Origin of the sequence: Streptococcus sp. SO4 (assembly GCF_030440055.1) — a bacterium.
GTDB classification, from domain to species: domain Bacteria; phylum Bacillota; class Bacilli; order Lactobacillales; family Streptococcaceae; genus Streptococcus; species Streptococcus nidrosiense.
In genome coordinates this window covers 17713-40548 of the sequence record NZ_JAQFJI010000003.1, presented here as the reverse complement: position 1 = coordinate 40548, position 22836 = coordinate 17713, and the positions used below count along the sequence as shown (strand labels likewise).

Genomic DNA, 22836 nt, shown 5'->3' with positions numbered 1-22836 from the left:
AGGAGAAAGCTATGACAAGAAAAATAGTTGCCCTAGCAGGTGATGGTATCGGCCCAGAAATCATGGAAGCTGGTTTAGAAGTTTTGAAGGCTCTAGCTGAAAAAACAGGTTTTGACTATGAGATTGACAGACGACCTTTTGGAGGGGCGGGGATTGATGCTGCAGGACATCCCTTGCCAGACGAAACGCTCAAGACTTCTAGAGAAGCGGACGCTATTCTACTCGCTGCAATCGGTAGTCCTCAGTATGATGATGCTCCAGTTCGACCCGAACAAGGGCTTCTGGCCCTTCGAAAGGAATTGAATCTCTATGCCAATATTCGTCCGGTTAAAATCTTTGAGAGTCTCAAGCACTTATCACCTCTGAAGCCAGAACGAATAACTGGTGTTGACTTTGTAGTAGTACGTGAGTTGATAGGAGGAATTTACTTTGGTGATCATATCCTTGAAGAAAAAAAAGCGCGTGATATCAACGATTATAGCTATGAGGAAGTAGAACGAATTATTCGCAAGGCTTTTGAAATTGCAAGAAGTCGGAGAAAAATAGTTACCAGTATCGATAAGCAAAATGTTCTAGCGACCTCAAAACTCTGGCGGAAAGTAGCTGAGGAAGTTGCGCAGGATTTTCCGGATGTAACATTGGAGCACCAGCTGGTCGACTCGGCTGCCATGCTCATGATTACAAATCCAGCCAAGTTTGATGTTATCGTGACAGAGAATCTTTTCGGAGATATCTTATCTGATGAATCAAGCGTTCTATCTGGTACACTCGGGGTTATGCCATCAGCCAGCCACTCTGAAGATGGTCCGAGTCTCTATGAACCCATTCATGGTTCGGCACCTGATATTGCTGGACAAGGAATTGCAAATCCTATTTCCATGATTTTGTCAGTTGCCATGATGCTGAGAGACAGCTTTGGACGTTATGAGGATGCGCAGCGTATCGAACGTGCTGTTGAAGCTAGTTTAGTGGCTGGCATTTTAACAAGAGATATAGGAGGACAGGCTTCAACTAAGGAAATGACAGAAGCCATTATCGCAAGACTATGAAACTAAACGAAGGAATAACTTTTGCCCTCCTGATTTGGAATCTCATCATTTTCTTGATCTATGGCATTGACAAATTCAAGGCAAGAAGAGGTGCTTGGCGAATACCTGAAAAATATTTACTATCATTTGCATTTTTTGTGGTGGTTTTGGTGCCTGGTTGGCAGGACTCACTTTTCATCACAAGACTAGAAAATGGTACTTTAAAACAGTTTGGTTCCTAGGAATAGTAACTACACTAGTAGCTTTGTATTTTGTATGGAGGTAATGAATGGCAGGAAAATCGATTTTTGATAAATTATGGGACCTCCATGTGATCACAGGAGAAGAGGGACAACCACAACTCATGTATGTGGATCAACACTATATCCACGAAGTGACCAGTCCTCAGGCATTTCAAGGATTACGAGACGCAGGACGCAGATTGAGACGACCAGACTTGACATTTGGGACCTTTGACCACAATGTACCGACAGTTAATATCTACGATATTCGAGATGTGATATCCAAGGCTCAAATTGATAAGTTGGCAGAAAATGTTGAGGAATTCGGGATTGAACATGCGGCCCATGGTTCTGAAAAACAGGGCATCGTTCACATGGTTGGTCCAGAAACAGGACGAACACAACCAGGAAAATTCATCGTCTGTGGTGATAGCCATACAGCAACCCATGGAGCTTTTGGAGCGATTGCATTTGGAATTGGAACCAGTGAGGTCGAGCACGTCTTTGCAACTCAAACCATTTGGCAGGTTAAGCCAAAGAAAATGTTGGTGGAATTCACAGGAGTTCCTCAAAAAGGAGTCTATTCCAAGGATTTCATCTTAGCCTTGATTGCCAAGTACGGTGTTGCTTGTGGTGTTGGCTACGTGGTGGAGTATCGAGGTCAGGCTATTGATGCTTTGAGCATGGAAGAACGAATGACCATCTGCAATATGTCTATCGAGTTTGGTTCCAAGATGGGAATCATGAATCCAGATCAGACAACCTATGACTATCTAAAAGGAAGAGAGTGTGTTCCTAAGGATTTTGATGCGACAGTAGCTGATTGGAAAAGACTGGTTAGTGATGACGATGCCGTTTATGACAAGGTTATCCGAATGGATGTCTCTGAATTGGCTCCTATGGTGACTTGGGGAACCAATCCAGCTATGGGTGTTGATTTTGATAGTAGCTTCCCAGAAATAAAGGATATGAATGATGAACGTGCTTATCATTACATGGATTTACAACCAGGTCAGAAACCAGCAGATATCGAACTTGGCTATGTCTTTATCGGTTCTTGTACCAATGCTCGACTTAGCGATTTACAATTGGCTGCTCGATTTGTTGAAGGGAAGAAAATTGCCCCTAACTTAACAGCTATTGTGGTACCTGGTTCTCGACCAGTCAAGCGAGCTGCTGAGAAGTTAGGTTTGGATAAGGTTTTCCAAGATGCAGGCTTTGAGTGGAGAGACCCAGGTTGCTCTATGTGCCTAGGAATGAATCCTGACAAGGTACCAGATGGTGTTCACTGCGCCTCAACTAGCAATCGTAACTTTGAAGATCGCCAGGGATTTGGTGCTAAAACTCATCTTTGCAGTCCAGCCATGGCTGCTGCGGCAGCAATTGCAGGTCGCTTCGTAGATGTTCGGAAAATGCCAGAAGCCCAGTAAGGAGAGGATATGGAAAAATTTACTGTTTATACAGGAACGACTGTTCCTCTTATGAATGATAATATTGATACCGACCAAATTCTACCCAAGCAGTTTCTGAAATTGATTGACAAGAAAGGTTTTGGTAAATATCTCATGTATGCTTGGCGTTATCTGGACGATAAGTACACTGAGGATCCAGACTTTGTCTTTAACCGACCAGAATATCGCAAGGCGAGTATTCTCATCACAGGAGATAACTTTGGGGCTGGTTCCTCTAGGGAACACGCTGCTTGGGCACTAGCAGACTATGGCTTTAAGGTCGTGATTGCAGGATCTTTTGGAGATATTCATTACAATAATGAACTCAATAATGGCATGTTACCAATCGTTCAGCCTAGAGAGGTTAGAGAAAAACTCGCCCAGCTCCAACCAACTGACCAAGTGACGGTTGACTTGGAACAACAAAAAATCATTTCACCAGTCGGGGAATTCACTTTCGAAATTGATAGCGAATGGAAACACAAGCTCTTAAATGGTTTGGATGATATCGGTATTACCATGCAGTATGAAGACTTGATTGCTGCTTATGAAAAACAACGACCAGCCTACTGGCAAGAATAAAAAATAGAAAAGGAAATAGAACTATGACAAAACACATTCAATGGAACGGAACACTTTCACAAGAAGGTTATGACATTTTAAAAGGTGAGGGCGGATGTATCGTTTGCCCTACAAAAGTTGGTTACATCATCATGACTAGTGACAAGGCAGGACTTGAACGTAAGTTTGAAGCCAAAGAACGTAATCGTAACAAACCAGGTGTGGTTCTCTGTGGAAGCATGGACGAGCTTCGCGCTTTAGCACAACTCAACCCAGAAATTGAAGCCTTCTATCAAAAACATTGGGACGAAGACATTCTTCTTGGTTGTATCCTTCCATGGAAATCAGAAGCCTTTGAAAAATTGAAAGCTTACGGTGATGGTCGTGAAGAACTCATGACCGATGTGCGTGGAACTAGCTGTTTTGTTATCAAGTTTGGGAAAGCTGGTGAACAATTAGCTGCCAAACTTTGGGAAGAAGGCAAAATGGTATATGCTTCATCTGCAAACCCTTCAGGAAAAGGAAATCGAGGTAAGGTTGAAGGAATCGGTGAACGTATCGAAGGAGCAGTGGATCTTGTTATTGAAGCAGACGACTATGTTGCATCTATCCAGCCAGATAAAACAGTTGAAACACGCTACGAACAGGGCGTGATGGTGTCTATGGTCGATAAAGATGGCAAGCTTATCCCAGAACAAGGAGGAGCACGCTCAACTTCACCAGCGCCAGTTGTGATCCGTAAAGGGCTTGACATTGATAAGATTATGATGCACCTGTCAGATACCTTTAACTCATGGGATTACCGTCAGGGCGAGTATTATTAAGATTGAAAAGAAGTCTAGTGTTAAGAGCAGTTGAAGCTCCTAACGCTGGGCTTTTTCTTTAGAAATTCTTTTCATTTTTTATAGGATATGATATGCTAGATGCAGAATATATATTAATAGAATGTGGTTTTTTTCAAAGTAAAATATCTTACTTCGAACGAAACAAATATAATTTACGTCTAACAATAAATTTTTAATAAGTAAGGAAAACACAATGGTTTCAAAACAAACTTTCATTGACAGGATAAAAAAAGAATTCCCAGATGCAATTGAAAATCAAACAAAAAGTTATATTTCTTTTCAGGTTAAAAATAGGAAAGGAAAGTTACAAAATTTTATAGAGATTAATTTTCAGAATAAAGGAATAAAGATTGCTATTCTCTCCAAAAGTCTTCGTGATTCAGATTTTTTTATTTTTAATAAGAAGCCTGATTCATTTGGTTGGACACTTGATGCTGAGTATTTTATTAAGGACGAAAATTCATTAAATGAGATTTTACCTTTTATAAATAAATCTTATGAGTTTGTAAAAAGTGGAATTAACTCAGAGTGTTATAAAATTTTCAGAGAATTTTTGTCTAAATTTGTGAATCAAGCAAATATCTATAATTCGAAAGATATAGAAATGAAACGTTCTCAAAAATTAGATGGAGCTGAACATATTTATCCTGCTCTAACTATTGAAGGTATTCCATACAAAGTTGAAATGCTTAACACAGGTCATTTTGGTCCAAGGAGTGGTAATGGATATATAAAATCACCTTATTTTGGTTATCGGTTGAGTGTCATTGATAACTCATGGATAAATATAAGGTGTGGTTTTCATAGATTTAAAGTCACAGAATTTAAAATAGTAAAATGGTATAGTAATAATCAAGATGAAGATTTAGGGTACAAATACCTTGTCAAAGATTTAGAGCTAGAATCAACTGCTGAACCTAATGAAATTTTAATAGAGTTTTATGACAATTTTACTAGTTTTTATAGAGAAGCAGAAAAGGAAGATATAAACATGTCAGAAAATATCAACAAGTATAAAAATATTTTATTACAATCCCAAAACCTCATTCTCCGTGGTGCACCAGGTACTGGGAAAACTTACCTTGCTAAAGAAATTGCCTTAGAATTAACAAGTGGCAATGAAGATCAAATCGGTTTTGTACAGTTTCACCCTTCTTATGACTATACGGATTTTGTAGAGGGATTGAGACCGGTTTCAAATGGGGACGGAGCTATTAACTTTAAATTACAAGATGGTATTTTTAAGCAGTTTTGTCAGAAAGCTAAAGAAGCCCAGAAGACTGGAGGACAAGATAATTTTGAAGAAACGTGGACTAAGCTAACTAATGCTATCAATGAAAAACAGGGGCACTATATGTTCCCTCGTAGTTCTGTTCCAGCTAGCTTAAACAGTCAAGGAAATGTGAAATTTGATTCTCCTGTTGCTACTAAAGAGAAAGTTTATCTTTTATACAAGGGTGAAGAGACTAATCTAAAGTACGAAACTTATCAAAACATTGTTTTGGATCACATGAAAGAAAGTTACGGATTATGTGATTATGTTTCCCCAACAGATATTGACACAGATAAGAACTTCGTCTTCATCATCGATGAGATTAATCGTGGTGAGATTTCTAAGATTTTTGGCGAACTATTTTTCTCTATCGATCCTGGTTATCGTGGTGAGAAGGGGAGTGTTTCTACCCAGTATGCTAATTTACATGAGACTAATGACAAATTTTATATTCCTGAGAATGTTTACATCATTGGAACTATGAATGATATCGACCGTTCGGTGGACACCTTTGATTTTGCAATGCGCCGTCGTTTCCGTTTTGTTGAAGTTACTGCTGAAAGCCAATTAGGAATGCTGGATGATGTTCTTGGCGATAAAGCGGAAGAAGCTAAAATCCGCCTAAGAAATTTGAATACTGCCATCGAAAAGGTTCCGGAGCTAAACAGTCATTATCATATCGGACCAAGTTATTTTCTTAAGTTAGAGGAAGTGGATTATAATTATGAATTACTCTGGTCAGATTATCTGAAGCCACTCTTGGAAGATTACTTGTGGGGTTCTTACGAGGAAGCTGAAACTCTTGAAACATTGAAAAAAGCATTCGATCTGACAAAGAATGAACAAAAAGATCAGGCAGTAGCTGACGACAATGAAGGCGATGAAAATAATGATGCGGATAACTGATAATCAGCATGAAATTGCGAAAGAAGACTTTGTCGCAGAATTTCCCAAACTAAGCCAACTTCTCTTAGATAGAACATTAGGAAATCTTTCTCAAGAAGACAATATCTTTATTTTTCCAAATGACTTGCAGTATTCTCCTGACTTGGATAAGGACCAAAAGATATTGGAAACCGTCAATCAGAAAATCAAGACAGGAAATGTGATTGGTTTTCTGGGCTATGGTCAGGAAAGATTAACAATCTCCTCTCGCTTTTCGAGTAAAGGTGATGACCATTTCTTGCATTATCTTTTACAAAAGGTTCTTCATATCAATCTGACTAGTTTAGATGTTGCTTTGTCGCGTGAAGATAAACTCTATCAGCTTTTAATCTACCTTTTTCCTAAGTATCTTCAAGCAGCTCTCCGAAAAGGTCTTTATAAGGAATACCAGAGACTTTCTCATAATGACGGCAATGTCAAGGGGGTGATTGATTTCGGAAATCATCTCAAGAAAAATCTTCCTTTCACGGGAAATATTGCCTACACAACTAGAGAGTTTACCTATGATAATCCTCTTATGCAGCTGATCCGTCATACAATTGAATACATGAAGAATCAGAGAAGCATAGGGGGAGGAGTTCTTGATAATTTATTAACAAGTCGTGAAAATGTCTCTGAAATTATTCGTGTAACCCCATCTTATAAACTAGCTGATCGTGCTAAGATTATCCGACTAAATCAAACCAAGCCTCTTCGTCATGCATACTTTCGAGAGTATAGAAAATTGCAAGAACTTTGTCTGATGATATTAAACAGAGAAAAGCACGGTTTAGGATACCGAGAGCAAAAAATCCATGGTATTCTTTTTGATGTTGCCTGGCTTTGGGAAGAGTATTTTTATACCTTATTGCCAAAAGATTTCATCCATCCACGAAATAAGGATAAGACGGACGGTGTTTCTGTATTTTCTGATCGTAAACGAAAAGTTTTCCCAGATTTTTATAATAGAGAACTAAGAACAGTTTTAGATGCTAAATATAAAAAACTAGAATTTACTGAAAAAGGAATTAACCGTGAGGACTTGTTCCAGCTGATTTCTTATTCTTATATTTTAGAGGCTGAGCAGGCTGGTCTTGTTTTCCCGAGCGAGTACAAGGTTGTTGATAATGAGATAGGAAAGCTAGCGGGTTATGGAGCCCAGTTGAAAAAATGGTCTATCCAAATACCTGGACAAGCCGAAAGTTATCAAGATTTTGTCAGGAGGATTGAGTCCTCTGAAAAAGTCTTTATCGAAAATCTAGGTAAGTGTTTGAAAGGTAAGACAAATACAGGGTGAATGTCTACTTATTATCTAAATCAAGAATTATAAACACGAACATTATTTGTTTTCAGTCATAATAATTGACAAAAAACGGACATTATTGTAAACTTGTTAGAGTAATTGTCTGGAAAAGACGAGGCTATTCCTAACTTTAGGAAGGTCTAAAGAAGAGAAATGAGAGATATATGTTAAACGAATTTCCAATCTTTGACTATGAAGATATTCAGCTAATCCCAAATAAGTGTGTCCTTCAAAGTCGAGCAGAAGCTGATACACATGTGACCTTGGGGAAACATACCTTTAAGTTGCCAGTTGTCCCTTCTAATATGCAGACGATCTTGGATGAAGATGTTGCTGAACAGCTTGCCAAGGGTGGCTATTTCTACATCATGCACCGTTTTGATGAAGCTGGGCGTATTCCTTTTGTGAAACGCATGCATGAGAAAGGTTTGATTGCTTCTATCTCTGTTGGTGTTAAAGATTACGAGTATGACTTTGTTAGTCAATTAAAGGAAGATGCTCCAGAGTACATTACCATTGATATTGCTCATGGTCATGCTGATAGCGTTATTTCAATGATTCAGCACATCAAGAAAGAATTGCCAGATACCTTTGTCATCGCTGGAAACGTTGGAACTCCAGAAGCCGTGCGTGAACTTGAAAATGCTGGAGCAGACGCTACTAAGGTCGGGATCGGTCCAGGTAAGGTATGTATTACTAAGGTCAAAACTGGTTTTGGTACTGGTGGTTGGCAGTTAGCAGCCCTTCGTTGGTGTGCTAAAGCTGCGCGTAAACCGATTATTGCCGATGGTGGTATCCGTACACACGGTGATATCGCCAAATCAATCCGCTTTGGTGCAAGTATGGTTATGATTGGTTCACTATTTGCAGGTCATATCGAAAGTCCTGGTAAAACAGTTGAAGTTGATGGTAAACAATTCAAAGAATACTATGGTTCGGCTTCAGAATACCAAAAAGGTGCCTATAAGAATGTCGAAGGTAAAAAAATCCTTCTTCCTGCCAAAGGGCATTTACAGGATACCTTAACTGAGATGGAACAGGATTTGCAAAGTTCGATTTCTTATGCTGGAGGTCGTAAGGTTGCTGATCTTCGTCACGTTGACTATGTCATTGTGAAGAACTCTATCTGGAATGGTGATGCTCACTAAAAATATGATTACTTATTTATGCTGCGAATTGGCGTGGCGTTTCTACAAGGTACCGTAAATACCTAACAATGAGTAAGCTGCAGAGATATAAGAATAGGTGTTAAATCTATTTCTTTATTTCCTAGAGGCTTACTTGGTAAGTCTCTTTTTATTTCGGAGGATATTGTGAAATTATTAGAAGAACGAATTTTAAAGGACGGAAATGTCCTTGGTGAGAATATTCTTAAGGTGGATTCCTTCTTAACCCACCAAGTTGATTATTCCTTGATGCGCGAGGTTGGTCGTACTTTTGCAGAGCATTTTAAAAATGCTGGTATTACCAAAGTCGTAACCATTGAGGCATCTGGAATTGCCCCAGCTCTTTATGTGGCTGAACAGTTAGATGTTCCCATGATTTTTGCTAAAAAGGCAAAAAATATCACTATGAATGAAGGAATTTTGACTGCTGAAGTTTATTCTTTTACTAAACAAGTAACTAGTACCGTATCTATTGCAGGTAAATTCTTATCTCCTCAAGATAAAGTATTAATTATTGATGATTTCTTGGCTAATGGTCAAGCAGCTAATGGTTTGATTCAGATTATTGAACAGGCTGGTGCTACAGTTGAAGCTATCGGAATTGTGATTGAAAAATCTTTCCAAGATGGTCGTGGACTGCTAGAAAAATCAGGCCATCAAGTAGTATCACTCGCGCGATTAGAGCGTTTTGAAAATGGAAAAGTTATCTTCAAGGAGGCAGACATCTAATGAAACAACAGGAAAACCACTCACAGGCAGCCGTTCTTGGTTTGCAACACTTGCTAGCCATGTACTCAGGTTCAATCCTGGTACCAATCATGATTGCAAGTGCTTTAGGGTATTCAGCTCAACAGTTGACCTACCTTATTTCAACAGATATCTTTATGTGTGGGGTTGCAACTCTCTTACAATTGCAACTCAATAAACATTTTGGTGTTGGTTTACCTATTGTTCTTGGGGTAGCCTTCCAGTCTGTTGCTCCTCTTATCATGATCGGTCAGAGTCATGGTAGCGGTGCTATGTTCGGAGCTTTGATTGTTTCAGGGATTTATGTTATCCTGATTTCAGGTATCTTCTCTAAGGTTGCCAATCTTTTCCCTGCAATCGTAACTGGATCTGTCATTACGACGATTGGTTTGACCTTGATTCCTGTTGCCATCGGAAATATGGGAAATAACGTTGAAAAACCAACTGGACAAAGTTTAGCCTTGGCCATGATTACAGTCCTCATTATTCTTTTGGTCAATATCTTTACCAAAGGATTTATCAAATCTATTTCAATTTTGATTGGTTTGATTGCAGGTACCATTATCGCTGCAACAATGGGCTTGGTTGATTTCTCACCAGTAGCAGAAGCTCCACTCGTTCATATCCCAACTCCATTTTACTTCGGTGCTCCGCAATTTGAGATTTCTTCTATTGTCATGATGTGTATTATCGCTACTGTATCTATGGTAGAATCAACTGGTGTTTATCTTGCCCTTTCTGATATTACTAAAGATCCAATCGATAGCACTCGTCTTCGCAATGGTTATCGTGCAGAAGGTCTCGCTGTTCTGCTTGGTGGACTTTTCAACACCTTCCCATATACAGGATTTTCACAAAACGTTGGTTTGGTGAAACTTTCAGGTATTCGTACTCGTTTGCCAATCTACTACGCAGCTGGTTTCCTTATCTTACTTGGTCTCTTACCTAAGTTTGGTGCCTTGGCTCAGATTATTCCTAGCCCTGTTCTTGGTGGAGCAATGCTGGTCATGTTTGGTTTTGTATCTCTTCAAGGGATGCAAATCTTGGCGCGTGTAGACTTTGAGCACAATGAACACAACTTCCTCATTGCAGCAGTTTCTATTTCTGCTGGGGTAGGATTGAACGGAAGCAATCTCTTCAATACTTTACCGACTGAATTACAAATGTTCTTTTCAAATGGTATTGTCATTGCAAGTACAGTAGCCATCGTCTTGAATGCTATTTTGAATCGTAAAAAATAAAAATAAATGAGAAGTGATAGAAATATCCTTCTCATTTTCTTTTTTTAGAGCTTGAGTATTGTTTATAGAGTCCTTTTTATGGTAAAATGGTTCTATGAATGAAAGAATGAAAGAGCTCGTTGAACTGCTCAATCGCTATGCGACAGAGTATTATACAAGTGATAATCCATCTGTATCTGATAGTGAGTATGACCGTCTTTATCGTGAACTGGTAGAGTTAGAAAAAGCTCATCCTGACCAAGTCTTGCCAGAAAGTCCGACACATCGTGTTGGTGGAAAGATTCTTGATGGATTTGAGAAATATAGTCATCAGTATCCTCTTTATAGTTTGCAGGATGCTTTTTCACGTGAAGAACTCGACTCCTTTGATGTGCGTGTTCGTAAAGAATTGGATGATGTCACTTATATTTGTGAGTTGAAGATTGATGGTTTATCGATTTCCTTGACTTATGAGCAGGGAATTTTTGTTGCTGGAGCAACTCGAGGTGATGGCTCCATTGGTGAAAACATCACGGAAAATCTTAAACGAGTGAAAGACATTCCTTTATCATTATCTGAAAAAATAGATATAACAGTTCGTGGTGAATGTTATATGCCGAGAGCTTCTTTTGACCAGGTCAATCAATCTCGTCAAGAAAACGGGGAGCCAGAATTTGCAAATCCAAGAAATGCTGCTGCAGGAACACTTCGTCAGCTAGATACAGCAGTAGTAGCCAAACGTAATCTTGCAACCTTCCTTTATCAGGAAGCTAGTCCTTCAACTCGGGATAGTCAAGAGAAGGTTTTGAAACATTTAGAACAATTAGGCTTTGTAGTTAATCAAAGACGTCTATTAGCTTATAGTATGGATGAGGTTTGGGCGTTTATTCAAGAAATTGGCCAAGAAAGAGATCAGTTGCCTTATGATATCGATGGAGTTGTGATTAAGGTCAATGATCTAGCTGGTCAGGAGCAACTAGGATTTACAGTCAAAGCACCTAAATGGGCAGTAGCATATAAATTTCCAGCAGAAGAAAAAGAAGCGAAACTTCTTTCTGTTGACTGGACAGTAGGGCGTACAGGAGTTGTGACTCCGACTGCTAATCTTACTCCAGTGCAACTTGCAGGTACAACTGTAAGTCGTGCAACTCTTCATAATGTCGACTATATCGCTGAAAAGGATATCCGTAAGGATGACACAGTCATTGTCTACAAAGCGGGTGATATTATACCAGCCGTTCTACGAGTGGTGGAGTCTAAACGTGTGTCGGAGGAAAAACTAGATATCCCAACAAACTGTCCAAGTTGTGAAAGTAAGTTGTTACACTTTGAAGATGAGGTGGCTCTTCGTTGTATCAATCCACGATGCCCTGCTCAAATCAAGGAAGGGTTGATTCACTTTGCATCTCGTGACGCCATGAATATCTCTGGCCTTGGCCCATCAATCGTGGAGAAATTATTTGCTGCCAATTTGGTTAAGGATGTTGCAGATATTTACCGCTTGACTGTGGAAGATTTGCTCTTGCTAGATGGTATCAAGGAAAAATCTGCTCAAAAGCTCTACCAGGCTATTCAAGCATCCAAAGAAAATTCTGCTGAAAAACTCTTGTTTGGTTTGGGGATTCGTCATGTAGGAAGTAAGGCAAGTCAGTTGCTTTTACAAAACTTCCACTCAATCGAATCGCTAGCGCAAGCTAATCCTGAAGAAATTGCAAATATTGAAAGTTTGGGGAGTGTTATTGCTCAAAGCCTACAGACTTATTTTGCTACAGAGGGTTCTGAAATCCTTTTAAGGGAATTGAAAGAATCAGGTGTTAATCTAGACTTCAAAGGACAGACAGTTGCAGCAAATGCTGCCTTGTCTGGTCTAACTGTCGTATTGACAGGAAAGCTAGAGCGTTTGAATCGCTCAGAAGCTAAAAATAAATTAGAAAGTCTAGGAGCCAAGGTTACTGGTAGTGTGTCGAAAAAAACAGACCTTGTTGTAGCAGGAGCAGATGCAGGAAGCAAGCTCCAAAAAGCACAAGAACTGGGAATAGAGATTCGTGATGAAGCTTGGCTTGAGAGTTTGTAAGCTATGAAAGAAGTAAAAAAACGCGCACGTCTCATTTATAATCCGACCTCAGGCCAGGAAATTATCAAGCAAAATATCGCAGAAGTTCTAGAAGTGTTAGAAGGACTAGGCTATGAAACTAGTGCTTTTCAGACCAAACCTGAACACTTATCAGCCCAGAAAGAAGCAGAAAGAGCTGCAAAAGCTGGATTTGATTTGGTTTTGGTAGCTGGTGGCGATGGTACTATCAATGAAGTGGTTAATGGAATTGCACCTCTGGAACATCGTCCAAAGATCGCCATCATTCCTACTGGAACTACCAATGACTATGCAAGAGCATTGAAAATCCCTATGGGGGATCCAGTTGCTGCAGCCAAGATCATTGCTAAAAATGAAACCAAGCAAATTGATATTGGTCGTGCCTTTGGCGATAAGTATTTCATCAATATTGCTGCGGCAGGAACTCTTACGGAGTTAACTTTTAGTGTTCCGAGTGAACTAAAGACGCGTTTGGGTTATCTGGCCTACGTTGCTAAAGGCTTCGAGATGTTTCCAAAATCCAAAGCCCGTCCTGTTCGTATTTACCATGATTGGGGAATTTTTACAGGAGAAGTTTCTCTTGTCTTTGTTGCCTTGACCAATTCTATTGGTGGATTTGAGCAATTTGCACCTGATACCAAACTGGATGATGGCAATTTCACGCTTATTCTAGTAAAGACGGATAAAATACTAGATATGTTGAGTCTGCTAGTTCAGGCCATGAACGGAGGCCAACACGTTTCAGATATCAATGTTGAATACCTTAAAACGAGTAAACTCCGAATTGAAACTTTGGATCATGAAGAGCCTTTTATGCTCAATCTTGATGGAGAATACGGTGGCGACACGCCAGTAGATTTGGAAGTGTGCCATAATCACATTGAATTTTTTGTGAATCGTGAGGCACTTGATCAATAAATTATTAGTCACATATAAAATCAAATTTATTTAGAAATTAGGGAGAACCATGTACAATTATCCTGTACTTATTCATTATCATCGTAAAGATGAAGCTTACGAGGCTTGCAGTTTCAGCAAAAAGCCTCTAGATTCAGCAGAACTTATCAAAGAAGAAGAATATTTTGGAGCAAAATTCTCACTGACTCAATCGAGTGAAGTAGCTCTTGAGACCATGACTTTTAGTGTTGAAAAAGATGGTGTCAGCAAAGAATATCCTATTCGCTTCAATTACTATCCACTTTTGACAGAAGTTTGGATTTTGGATGGAGATGATACAGTTTATTATTCTGAAAATCCAGCTATTGCAAGTACTCATTATAAAGACCAAAATCCCTTTGCCTTCGACAAAGCAATCAATAGTGCTAGTTTTGACCACCACTGGGGTTATCAAGGAGAGTTGGGATGTCAAGTTTCTGAAACTGAAACAAGATTTAGCCTATGGGCACCAACCGCTACATCTGTCCAAGTAGTAGTCTATGAATCTGCAAGTAACGACGCACCTATCCTTAAAACCTTTGAAATGGAGCGAGGAAATAGTTACTCCTATAGTCACAAGTATAATACAATTGGTGTTTGGAGTTTATCAGTTCCAGAAAGCTTAGCAGGTCGTGCTTACCACTACCAAATTGACTTTCCTCATCACCTGTCATTAACTCGTGATCCATATACAATAGCGACAAGCCCTGATGGAAAACGTTCAGCCATTGTCTCAAACCAAGATCGTCAGGTAGAAGGTTTTGAGGTTAAGCATGGTACAGAAGCAACTTGGCGTTTGGAAAATCCTTGCCAGGCAGTTGTGTATGAAATGCATATCCGTGATTTGACTAAGTCTGAAACATCTGGTGTTGCGCCAGAATTAAGAGGAACCTTCTTAGGTGCAGCGCAAACTGGAACAGTTAACCAATATGGTCAATCGACTGCGTTTGATTACATCAAAGAACTTGGTGTCAACTATGTTCAGTTGCAACCAATTGCTGACCGTCATAAAGAATACGATGCTGATGGAAATGTAACTTATAACTGGGGATATGATCCACAAAACTACAATGCTCCAGAAACTAGCATGTCTACAAATCCAAACGATCCAGGTCAAGCTATCCGTGATTTGAAAGCCATGGTCCAAGCTTATCACGATGCTGGTATCGGTGTTATTATGGACGTTGTTTATAATCATACCTACTCAACCGTTGATGCACCATTCCAAACAACGGTTCCTGATTATTACTATCGAATGAACCATGATGGAACCTACCAAAATGGAACAGGAGTCGGTAACGAAACTGCCAGTGAGCATGAAATGTTCCGTAAATATATGATTGATTCTCTTCTCTACTGGGTAAAAGAATACAATATTGACGGTTTCCGCTTTGATTTGATGGGAATTCATGACGTCAAAACCATGCAGATGATTCGTTGGGCTATGGACGAAGTCGATCCGAAAATCATCCTGTATGGAGAAGGTTGGGATATGGGAACAGGTCTTGCTCCTTATGACAAGGCTAAGAAAGACAATGCCTACCAGTTGCCAAACATTGGATTCTTTAATGATAATCAACGTGATGCGGTCAAAGGTTGTGAAGTCTATGGCTCTATCAAATCTGGCTTCATCAGTGGAGCAGGTACTGAGCCGATCCTCGCAAAGGCTATTCTTGGAAGTCGTGAGCTGGGTTCTTACCTCAGCCCCAATCAGGTTCTTAACTATGTAGAAGCTCACGATAACTACAATTTGCATGATTTACTTAAAACTCTTCATCCGATGGAGAGTGATAAACGCATCATGAAGAAAGTAGAAACAGCAACGGCTATGAACCTCCTCATGCAAGGGATGGCCTTCATGGAACTGGGGCAAGAGTTTGGTCGTACTAAACTCTTAGCTACAGGCGAAAATGGAGAGTTGACTCACGCAGATCGTGAGCGAGCAATGAACAGTTACAATGCTCCTGATAGCGTCAACCAAGTTAACTGGGATTTGATCAATGAGCGTCAAGATAGTATCGAGTTTGTCCGTCAGATTATCCGTCTTAAAACACAAACTAGTGCCTTTTCATACCCTACCTATGAAGAAGTCTACCGTCATGTCTTTGTACATACAGCCATTGAAAATAGTGGTTGGATTGTCTACGAGATTCAGGGAATTGAAGAGCACTTCTTGGTTGTATTCAATGCTAAAGGGGCTTCCTATTACTATGAAAATGCAGGAAACCTAGAAATGTTAGTAACTAATAGCCGTTCTAACCAAGAAAATGCCATTGACGATGTCAGTGTGGCAGTTATGAATATCTTATCTTAAAAATTAACCAAAGACTCAAGATTTATGCTTGAGTTTTTTTATATTCCTAGACATAAAAATAAAAATGGAACTATTACTAAAAATGATTGAAAATTTCAGAAAATTTGGTAAAATTATATTAAAAGAGTTATCTACGAATATTATATTATCAAAAAATAAAAACGTTCAGTTTTTAAGTGAGTTATTTTATATATAGATAATGAAAGTTATTCTTGTAACAGTAGCTGATAGAAAATTCCACTGCTTATCATCATTTATGAAAATTTTAGAAATGTTAAGATAAATATATGAAGATTTTCGAAAAAAATTTTTGTAGAATTCGGAAATTAGTTGAAAGTTTTCTTAAAAGATAGTATAATAGGAACATAGAAAACGCTTACAATAAAAGGGGGATTCAATGGATAAATTTGAGGCTTTAAGAACTTTTACTAGTGGCGAAAATTTCCATCTTCAACACTATTTAGGTGCGCATCGTGAAGAAAGAGACGGTGAGTATGGCTATACATTCCGTGTCTGGGCGCCAAATGCGCAGGCTGTCCATCTAGTTGGTGATTTTACTAACTGGGTTGAAAATCAAATCCCCATGGTTCGTAATGAATCTGGAGTTTGGGAAGTTTTTACAACTTTAGCTCAAGAGGGACATATTTATAAATATCATATTACTCGTGCTAATGGTCATCAGCTTATGAAGATTGATCCCTTGGCTGTTCGCTATGAAGCACGTCCGGGTACAGGAGCTGTTTTAACAGAAATTCCTGAGAAAAAATGGAAGGACGGTCTCTGGTTAGCTCGCAGAAAACGTTGGGGATTTTTCGAAAGACCGGTCAATATCTATGAGGCGCATGCAGGATCTTGGAAGAGAAATCCTGATGGAACACCTTATAGCTTTGCTCAACTCAAAGAAGAGCTCATTCCCTATCTCGTTGAGATGAACTATACTCATATCGAGTTTATGCCTCTGATGGCTCACCCTCTCGGTTTGAGTTGGGGTTATCAGCTCATGGGTTACTTCGCTTTAGAGCATGCCTATGGTCGTCCTGAAGAGTTCCAAGACTTTGTTGAGGAATGTCATATCAACAATATCGGTGTAATTGTGGACTGGGTACCTGGACACTTTACAATCAATGATGATGCTTTGGCATACTACGACGGTACACCAACTTTTGAATATCAAGATCATAATAAGGCTAACAACTACGGTTGGGGAGCACTCAACTTCGACCTTGGTAAAAATGAAGTCCAATCTTTCTTGATTTCTAGTATTAAGTTCTGGATTGATTTCTATCACCTAGATGGGATTCGTGTAGATGCTGTAAGTAATATTCTCTATCTAGATTATGACAATGCTCCATGGACACCAAATAAAGACGGTGGCAATCTCAACTATGAAGGATATTATTTCCTACAACGTTTGAATGATGTTATTAAACTAGCTCATCCGGATGTTATGATGATTGCAGAGGAGTCTTCTTCTGGTACCAAGATTACTGGCATGAAGGAAATGGGTGGACTTGGATTTGACTACAAGTGGAACATGGGTTGGATGAATGATATCCTACGTTTCTACGAAGAAGATCCAATTTACCGTAAGTATGACTTTAATCTTGTGACTTTCAGCTTCATGTATGTCTTTAATGAAAATTATCTCCTACCATTCTCACATGATGAGGTTGTCCACGGTAAGAAGAGTATGATGCATAAGATGTGGGGTGATCGTTACAATCAATTTGCTGGTTTGAGAAACCTTTACACTTATCAAATTTGTCACCCTGGTAAGAAATTACTCTTCATGGGTAGTGAATTTGGTCAATTCTTAGAGTGGAAATCTGAAGAGCAATTAGAGTGGTCTAACCTAGAAGATCCAATGAATGCCAAGATGAAATACTTTACATCACAGTTGAATCAACTTTATAAAGACCACCGTTGTCTTTGGGAAATTGATACAAGTTACGATGGTATTGAAATCATTGATGCGGATAATAGAGATCAGAGTGTTCTTTCCTTCATCCGTAAGGGCAAGAAAGGCGAGATGCTAGTCTGTGTCTTCAATATGGCACCAGTTGAACGTCCTGATTTTACAATTGGTCTTCCAGTTGCAGGGATTTATGAAGAAATTTGGAATACAGAGTTAGAACAATGGGGTGGTGTGTGGAAAGAGCATAACCAAACAGTTCAAACTCAAGAAGGATTGTGGAAGGATTATGAGCAGACTTTGACATTTACCTTGCCAGCTATGGGAGCAAGTATTTGGAAAATCAAACGTCGCATAAAACCTACTAAAAAAGTCGCTAATAAAACTCAAAAAGGAGTAGAAAATGAAGAATGAAATGCTAGCTTTAATCCTTGCTGGTGGGCAAGGAACTCGTCTCGGTAAACTCACTCAAAGCATTGCTAAACCTGCCGTGCAATTTGGTGGGCGCTACCGTATCATTGACTTCGCTCTTTCAAACTGTGCCAACTCTGGTATCCATAATGTTGGGGTTATTACACAGTATCAACCACTAGCTCTCAACAGCCACATTGGTAATGGTTCTAGTTGGGGTCTAGATGGTATTGACACCGGAGTTTCTATCCTTCAACCCTACTCTGCAAGTGAAGGAAACCGTTGGTTTGAAGGTACAAGTCATGCCATTTACCAAAACATCGACTATATCGACAGTATCAATCCTGAGTATGTTTTGATCCTTTCAGGTGACCATATCTACAAGATGGACTATGATGATATGCTCCAATCACACAAGGACAATAATGCCAGCTTGACAGTTGCTGTCTTAGATGTGCCACTTAAAGAAGCTAGCCGTTTTGGTATCATGAATACAGATGCTAATAATCGTATTGTTGAGTTTGAAGAAAAACCAGCTGAACCAAAATCAACTAAGGCATCAATGGGGATTTATATCTTTGACTGGAAACGACTTCGCAATATGCTAGTTGCAGCTGAGAAGGCCAACCTAGACATGTCAGACTTCGGTAAAAATGTTATTCCAAACTATCTTGAAACAGGTGAAAGTGTCTATGCTTATGAATTCAATGGATACTGGAAGGACGTGGGTACTATTGAATCACTCTGGGAAGCAAATATGGAATACATCTCTCCAGAGAATGCTCTAGATAGCCGTAACCGTCAATGGAAAATTTATTCTCGTAACCTTATCGCTCCACCAAACTTCCTTGGAGAACATGCTCATGTAGAAGATTCTCTTGTTGTGGACGGCTGTTACGTAAATGGTACTGTGAAACACTCTATTCTTTCTACAGCTGCTCAAGTTCGTAAGGGAGCAGAAGTCGTTGATTCTGTCATTATGAGTGGAGCAGTTATCGGTAGAGGTGCTAAAATTACACGTGCAATCATCGGTGAAGGAGCAGTCATTGCCGATGGTGTAGAAATTGATGGTACAGAAGAAGTACAAGTAGTCGGATATAATGAAGTAGTGGGGGTAGCAACAGATGAAGATTGATAAATATTCAGCGATTTTAGGAAATACCGTTGGTTTCCATGATATGTCAACCTTGACAAGTAACCGTCCAGTGGCAACTTTACCATTTGGAGGAAAGTATCGTTTGATTGACTTCCCGCTTTCAAGTTTAGCTAATGCAGGCGTTCGTAGTATCTTTGGAATTTTCCAACAAGATAACATCAGCTCAGTTTTTGACCATATTCGTTCAGGACGTGAATGGGGCTTGAATACACTTCTTAGCCACTACTATCTTGGAATCTACAATACTCGTGTAGAGAGCAGTACTGTTGGAAAAGAGTACTATCAACAACTCTTAACTTACTTAAAACGTTCAGGTTCAGACCAAACAGTTTCCTTGAACTCTGATGTTTTGGTGAATATTGATCTCAATCAAGTTTTCCATTTGCATAATACAACAAAATCACCAATCACAGTTGTTTATAAGAAATTGCCTAAGAAGGACATTTCAGAAGTAAATGCAATCCTTGATATCGACGAAACTGACCATGTGGTTTCTCACAAACTCTTTGATAAAAAATCAAATCAAGATTACTACAACATGTCAACAGATATCTTTGTTGTAGATACTCAATGGTTGATTAAACGTTTAGAAGAAGAAGCTCAAAAAGAATATCCAGAAAAATTACGTTATGTTCTTCGTGATTTAGCAGCCAAAGAAGGTGCTTTTGCATATGAATACACAGGATACCTAGCAAATATTCATTCAGTAGAAACATACTACCAAGCTAATTTAGATATGCTTGATCAGCATAAATTCTACTCTTTGTTCTCGCCAAATCAAAAGATTCACACTAAAGTTAAAAACGAAGAGCCTACTTACTATGCACCGGGTTCAAAAGTAAACACTTCTCAATTTGCTTCTGGTAGTATCGTTGAAGGCGAAGTGATTAAATCTGTTATTTCGCGTAATGTTCGTATCAATAAAGACAGCTTGGTTAAAGAATCTCTTATCTTCCCTCGCGTTGTCGTTGGAAAAGGTGCACAAGTTGAGTATGCAATTGTTGATAAGGGTGCTGAAATAGCTGAGGGAGTTGTCGTTCGAGGTACAGCAGAAAACCCTGTTATCATCAAAAAAGGCGAAAAAGTAACAGAGGATGTCCTTTCATGAAAATTTTATTTGTAGCAGCAGAGGGCGCTCCCTTTTCAAAAACAGGTGGATTGGGAGACGTTATCGGAGCACTTCCAAAATCATTAGTAAAAGCTGGGCATGAAGTTGCTGTTATCTTACCCTACTATGACATGGTTGAAGCCAAGTTTGGTGATCAAATTGAAGATGTCCTTCAATTCGAAGTCTATGTTGGTTGGCGCAGACAATTTTGTGGAATTAAGAAAACAGTTCTAAATGGTGTTACCTTCTACTTCATTGACAATCAATATTATTTCTTCCGTGGACATGTTTATGGAGATTTCGATGATGGTGAACGCTTTGCCTTCTTCCAACTTGCTGCCCTTGAAGCTATGGAGCGTATTGGATTCATACCTGACGTCCTCCATGCTCATGATTACCATACAGCAATGATTCCGTTCTTGTTAAAAGAAAAATACAGATGGATTCAAGCTTACCAAGGAATCAAGACTGTTTTGACCATTCATAACTTGGAATTTCAGGGTCAATTCTCTGAAAGCATGCTTTGGGACTTGTTCAGGGTTGGATTTGAGCGCTATGCTGATGGAACAGTTCGTTGGAATGATTGTCTTAACTGGATGAAGGCAGGTATTCTCTATGCAGATCGTGTATCAACCGTGTCACCTAGCTATGCTTATGAGATCATGACTACACAGTTTGGTTGCGGTATTGATCAGATTCTTCGTATGGAATCTGGTAAGGTTTCTGGTATTGTAAACGGAATTGATACTGATCTATACAACCCAGAGACGGATGCTTTACTAGAGTATCATTTTAATAAAACTGATCTGTCAGGTAAGGCTCAAAATAAAGCGAAGCTTCAAGAAAGAGTTGGTCTTCCAGTACGTTCAGATGTACCAATGATTGGTATCGTGTCACGTTTGACTCGTCAGAAGGGCTTTGATGTGGTGGTTGAAAGCCTGCATCGTATGCTTCAAGAGGATATTCAAATTGTTCTCTTGGGAACTGGAGATCCAGGATTTGAACAAGCCTTCTCTTGGTTTAGTCAAGTATTCCCAGAAAAACTTTCTGCCAATATTACTTTCGATGTGAAATTAGCTCAAGAGATTTATGCAGCATGTGATATTTTCCTCATGCCAAGTCGCTTTGAACCGTGTGGGCTTTCACAAATGATGGCCATGAGATATGGTACGCTTCCTTTAGTAAATGAGGTGGGTGGACTTAGAGATACTGTTCAAGCCTTTAATCCAATTGAAGGAACAGGTACAGGCTTTAGCTTTAACAACCTAACTCCATACTGGCTCAACTGGGCATTGCAAACAGCTTTGGATGTTTATCACAACCATCCTGATGTTTGGAAAAATATGCAAGTTCAAGCTATGGAATGTGATTTCTCTTGGGATACAGCCTGCAAGTCATATCTTGATTTGTATCACAGTTTAGCAAACTAAATAGTTAAAATCGTATGATACCTTCATACGATTTTTTGAGATTCTGAAAGTAAGGCAATTATATGAAAAAAATTAAAGGACTCTGTGTACTGGATGTAGATGGGACACTGATAGAAGAGGAAGTTATTGATTTGTTGGGGAAAGAAGCAGAGTGTGAAGAAGAAGTAGCTCTGCTGACTGCCCAAGCTATGAGGGGAGAACTAGATTTTGAAGAAAGCCTGAGAAAACGTGTTTCTTTATTACAAGGACTATCTGTAGATACTTTTGATAAGATTTATCATGAACTACACCTTAGTAAAAATGCTGCGCAATTTATTAACACTCTGCAAAAAAATCAGATAGAAGTGGGTTTAGTTTCGGGGGGATTTACACCTGTGGTTGAAAGAATAGCAAAAGATTTAGGGATTTCATTATTTGCTGCTAATCAACTGGAAATCAGAAATGGTCATTTAACTGGAAATCTTGTTGGTCCTATTATAAGCAGAGAAGTTAAAAAAGAAACCCTAGTAAGATGGGCTGATGAATTAGAGGTACCAATCGATAGAACAATTGCTATTGGAGATGGAGCTAATGATTTAGCGATGTTGAAGAGAGCTGGAATCGGCATTGGCTTCTGTGCAAAAGAAATCGTGAAAGAGGAAATTCCCCTTCAAATTGAAGATAGAGATTTAACAAAAGTATTGAATCTGATAGATTTCCTTTGATTAGAAAGATGAG

Annotated in this window: 17 protein-coding genes, 1 pseudogene and 1 riboswitch; all 18 genes and pseudogenes read left to right on the top strand. The window is 39.2% G+C overall.

Translation table 11 applies throughout. The features are described from left to right. The first annotated feature begins 11 nt into the window (after positions 1-11). The 18 genes and pseudogenes from leuB (at position 12) to serB (ending at position 22823) form a co-directional block, all read left to right on the top strand. The gene (gene leuB, locus PCY08_RS02285) at positions 12-1049 is read left to right on the top strand and encodes a 3-isopropylmalate dehydrogenase (protein ID WP_301559293.1); all 1038 of its coding nucleotides are present in this window, start codon (positions 12-14) and stop codon (positions 1047-1049) included. Further along, a pseudogene (locus PCY08_RS02280) lies at positions 1046-1314 on the top strand (DUF1294 domain-containing protein). Before leuB ends, PCY08_RS02280 begins: the two are co-directional and overlap by 4 nt. Positions 1315-1317: 3 nt before the next feature. After that, a complete protein-coding gene (gene leuC, locus PCY08_RS02275) occupies positions 1318-2700 on the top strand; it encodes a 3-isopropylmalate dehydratase large subunit (protein WP_301559292.1) in 1383 nt (460 codons plus the stop codon). A 9-nt stretch (positions 2701-2709) separates the two neighbouring features. Continuing rightward, the gene (gene leuD, locus PCY08_RS02270) at positions 2710-3303 is read left to right on the top strand and encodes a 3-isopropylmalate dehydratase small subunit (protein ID WP_301559291.1); all 594 of its coding nucleotides are present in this window, start codon (positions 2710-2712) and stop codon (positions 3301-3303) included. 23 nt (positions 3304-3326) lie between these two features. Further along, on the top strand, positions 3327-4106 hold the full coding sequence (locus PCY08_RS02265) for an L-threonylcarbamoyladenylate synthase (RefSeq protein ID WP_301559290.1): 780 nt from the start codon (positions 3327-3329) through the stop codon (positions 4104-4106). A gap of 214 nt (positions 4107-4320) precedes the next feature. Beyond that, complete coding sequence (locus PCY08_RS02260) at positions 4321-6306, top strand: McrB family protein (RefSeq protein ID WP_301559289.1); 1986 nt, start codon at positions 4321-4323, stop codon at positions 6304-6306. After that, complete coding sequence (locus tag PCY08_RS02255; protein ID WP_301559288.1) at positions 6290-7621, top strand: McrC family protein; 1332 nt, start codon at positions 6290-6292, stop codon at positions 7619-7621. Before PCY08_RS02260 ends, PCY08_RS02255 begins: the two co-directional genes overlap by 17 nt. Positions 7622-7791: 170 nt before the next feature. Next, a complete protein-coding gene (gene guaC / locus PCY08_RS02250) occupies positions 7792-8775 on the top strand; it encodes a GMP reductase (RefSeq protein WP_301559287.1) in 984 nt (327 codons plus the stop codon). After that, positions 8768-8864, top strand: a riboswitch (purine riboswitch). (Overlaps the previous gene by 8 nt.) Before the next feature lie 76 nt (positions 8865-8940). Beyond that, positions 8941-9522, top strand: coding sequence for a xanthine phosphoribosyltransferase (locus PCY08_RS02245; RefSeq protein ID WP_301559286.1), 582 nt, complete (start codon positions 8941-8943; stop codon positions 9520-9522). Beyond that, positions 9522-10781: a nucleobase:cation symporter-2 family protein gene (locus tag PCY08_RS02240; RefSeq protein WP_301559285.1), complete on the top strand. Its 1260-nt coding sequence runs from the start codon at positions 9522-9524 to the stop codon at positions 10779-10781. The genes PCY08_RS02245 and PCY08_RS02240 overlap by 1 nt, the downstream gene beginning before the upstream one ends. Before the next feature lie 94 nt (positions 10782-10875). Beyond that, positions 10876-12834: an NAD-dependent DNA ligase LigA gene (gene ligA, locus PCY08_RS02235; RefSeq protein WP_301559284.1), complete on the top strand. Its 1959-nt coding sequence runs from the start codon at positions 10876-10878 to the stop codon at positions 12832-12834. 3 nt (positions 12835-12837) lie between these two features. Further along, the gene (locus PCY08_RS02230) at positions 12838-13770 is read left to right on the top strand and encodes a diacylglycerol kinase family lipid kinase (RefSeq protein WP_301559283.1); all 933 of its coding nucleotides are present in this window, start codon (positions 12838-12840) and stop codon (positions 13768-13770) included. A 49-nt stretch (positions 13771-13819) separates the two neighbouring features. Beyond that, positions 13820-16102, top strand: coding sequence for a type I pullulanase (gene pulA, locus PCY08_RS02225; protein ID WP_301559282.1), 2283 nt, complete (start codon positions 13820-13822; stop codon positions 16100-16102). Between the two features lie 397 nt (positions 16103-16499). Then, positions 16500-18428, top strand: a complete 1929-nt coding sequence (glgB, locus tag PCY08_RS02220; protein WP_045763413.1) for a 1,4-alpha-glucan branching protein GlgB — start codon at positions 16500-16502, stop codon at positions 18426-18428. Next, positions 18418-19560 (top strand): glucose-1-phosphate adenylyltransferase, encoded by a 1143-nt coding sequence (locus tag PCY08_RS02215; protein ID WP_301559281.1) that lies wholly within the window; start codon positions 18418-18420, stop codon positions 19558-19560. Before glgB ends, PCY08_RS02215 begins: the two co-directional genes overlap by 11 nt. Next, entirely contained in the window at positions 19550-20689 is a 1140-nt protein-coding gene (gene glgD, locus PCY08_RS02210; protein ID WP_301559280.1) for a glucose-1-phosphate adenylyltransferase subunit GlgD, read from the top strand. Before PCY08_RS02215 ends, glgD begins: the two co-directional genes overlap by 11 nt. Next, on the top strand, positions 20686-22119 hold the full coding sequence (gene glgA / locus PCY08_RS02205; protein WP_301559279.1) for a glycogen synthase GlgA: 1434 nt from the start codon (positions 20686-20688) through the stop codon (positions 22117-22119). Before glgD ends, glgA begins: the two co-directional genes overlap by 4 nt. Before the next feature lie 62 nt (positions 22120-22181). Next, the gene (serB, locus tag PCY08_RS02200; protein ID WP_301559278.1) at positions 22182-22823 is read left to right on the top strand and encodes a phosphoserine phosphatase SerB; all 642 of its coding nucleotides are present in this window, start codon (positions 22182-22184) and stop codon (positions 22821-22823) included. Positions 22824-22836 lie beyond the last annotated feature (13 nt).

Coding starts and splice junctions, on each gene's coding strand:
- PCY08_RS02255 (WP_301559288.1), top strand. CDS start 6,290: ATGATGCGGATAACTGATAATCAGCATGAAATTGCGAAAGAAGACTTT.
- PCY08_RS02230 (WP_301559283.1), top strand. CDS start 12,838: ATGAAAGAAGTAAAAAAACGCGCACGTCTCATTTATAATCCGACCTCA.
- PCY08_RS02215 (WP_301559281.1), top strand. CDS start 18,418: ATGAAGAATGAAATGCTAGCTTTAATCCTTGCTGGTGGGCAAGGAACT.
- leuC (WP_301559292.1), top strand. CDS start 1,318: ATGGCAGGAAAATCGATTTTTGATAAATTATGGGACCTCCATGTGATC.
- PCY08_RS02240 (WP_301559285.1), top strand. CDS start 9,522: ATGAAACAACAGGAAAACCACTCACAGGCAGCCGTTCTTGGTTTGCAA.
- glgD (WP_301559280.1), top strand. CDS start 19,550: ATGAAGATTGATAAATATTCAGCGATTTTAGGAAATACCGTTGGTTTC.
- glgA (WP_301559279.1), top strand. CDS start 20,686: ATGAAAATTTTATTTGTAGCAGCAGAGGGCGCTCCCTTTTCAAAAACA.
- leuD (WP_301559291.1), top strand. CDS start 2,710: ATGGAAAAATTTACTGTTTATACAGGAACGACTGTTCCTCTTATGAAT.
- serB (WP_301559278.1), top strand. CDS start 22,182: ATGAAAAAAATTAAAGGACTCTGTGTACTGGATGTAGATGGGACACTG.
- guaC (WP_301559287.1), top strand. CDS start 7,792: ATGTTAAACGAATTTCCAATCTTTGACTATGAAGATATTCAGCTAATC.
- pulA (WP_301559282.1), top strand. CDS start 13,820: ATGTACAATTATCCTGTACTTATTCATTATCATCGTAAAGATGAAGCT.
- PCY08_RS02265 (WP_301559290.1), top strand. CDS start 3,327: ATGACAAAACACATTCAATGGAACGGAACACTTTCACAAGAAGGTTAT.
- leuB (WP_301559293.1), top strand. CDS start 12: ATGACAAGAAAAATAGTTGCCCTAGCAGGTGATGGTATCGGCCCAGAA.
- PCY08_RS02260 (WP_301559289.1), top strand. CDS start 4,321: ATGGTTTCAAAACAAACTTTCATTGACAGGATAAAAAAAGAATTCCCA.
- ligA (WP_301559284.1), top strand. CDS start 10,876: ATGAATGAAAGAATGAAAGAGCTCGTTGAACTGCTCAATCGCTATGCG.
- glgB (WP_045763413.1), top strand. CDS start 16,500: ATGGATAAATTTGAGGCTTTAAGAACTTTTACTAGTGGCGAAAATTTC.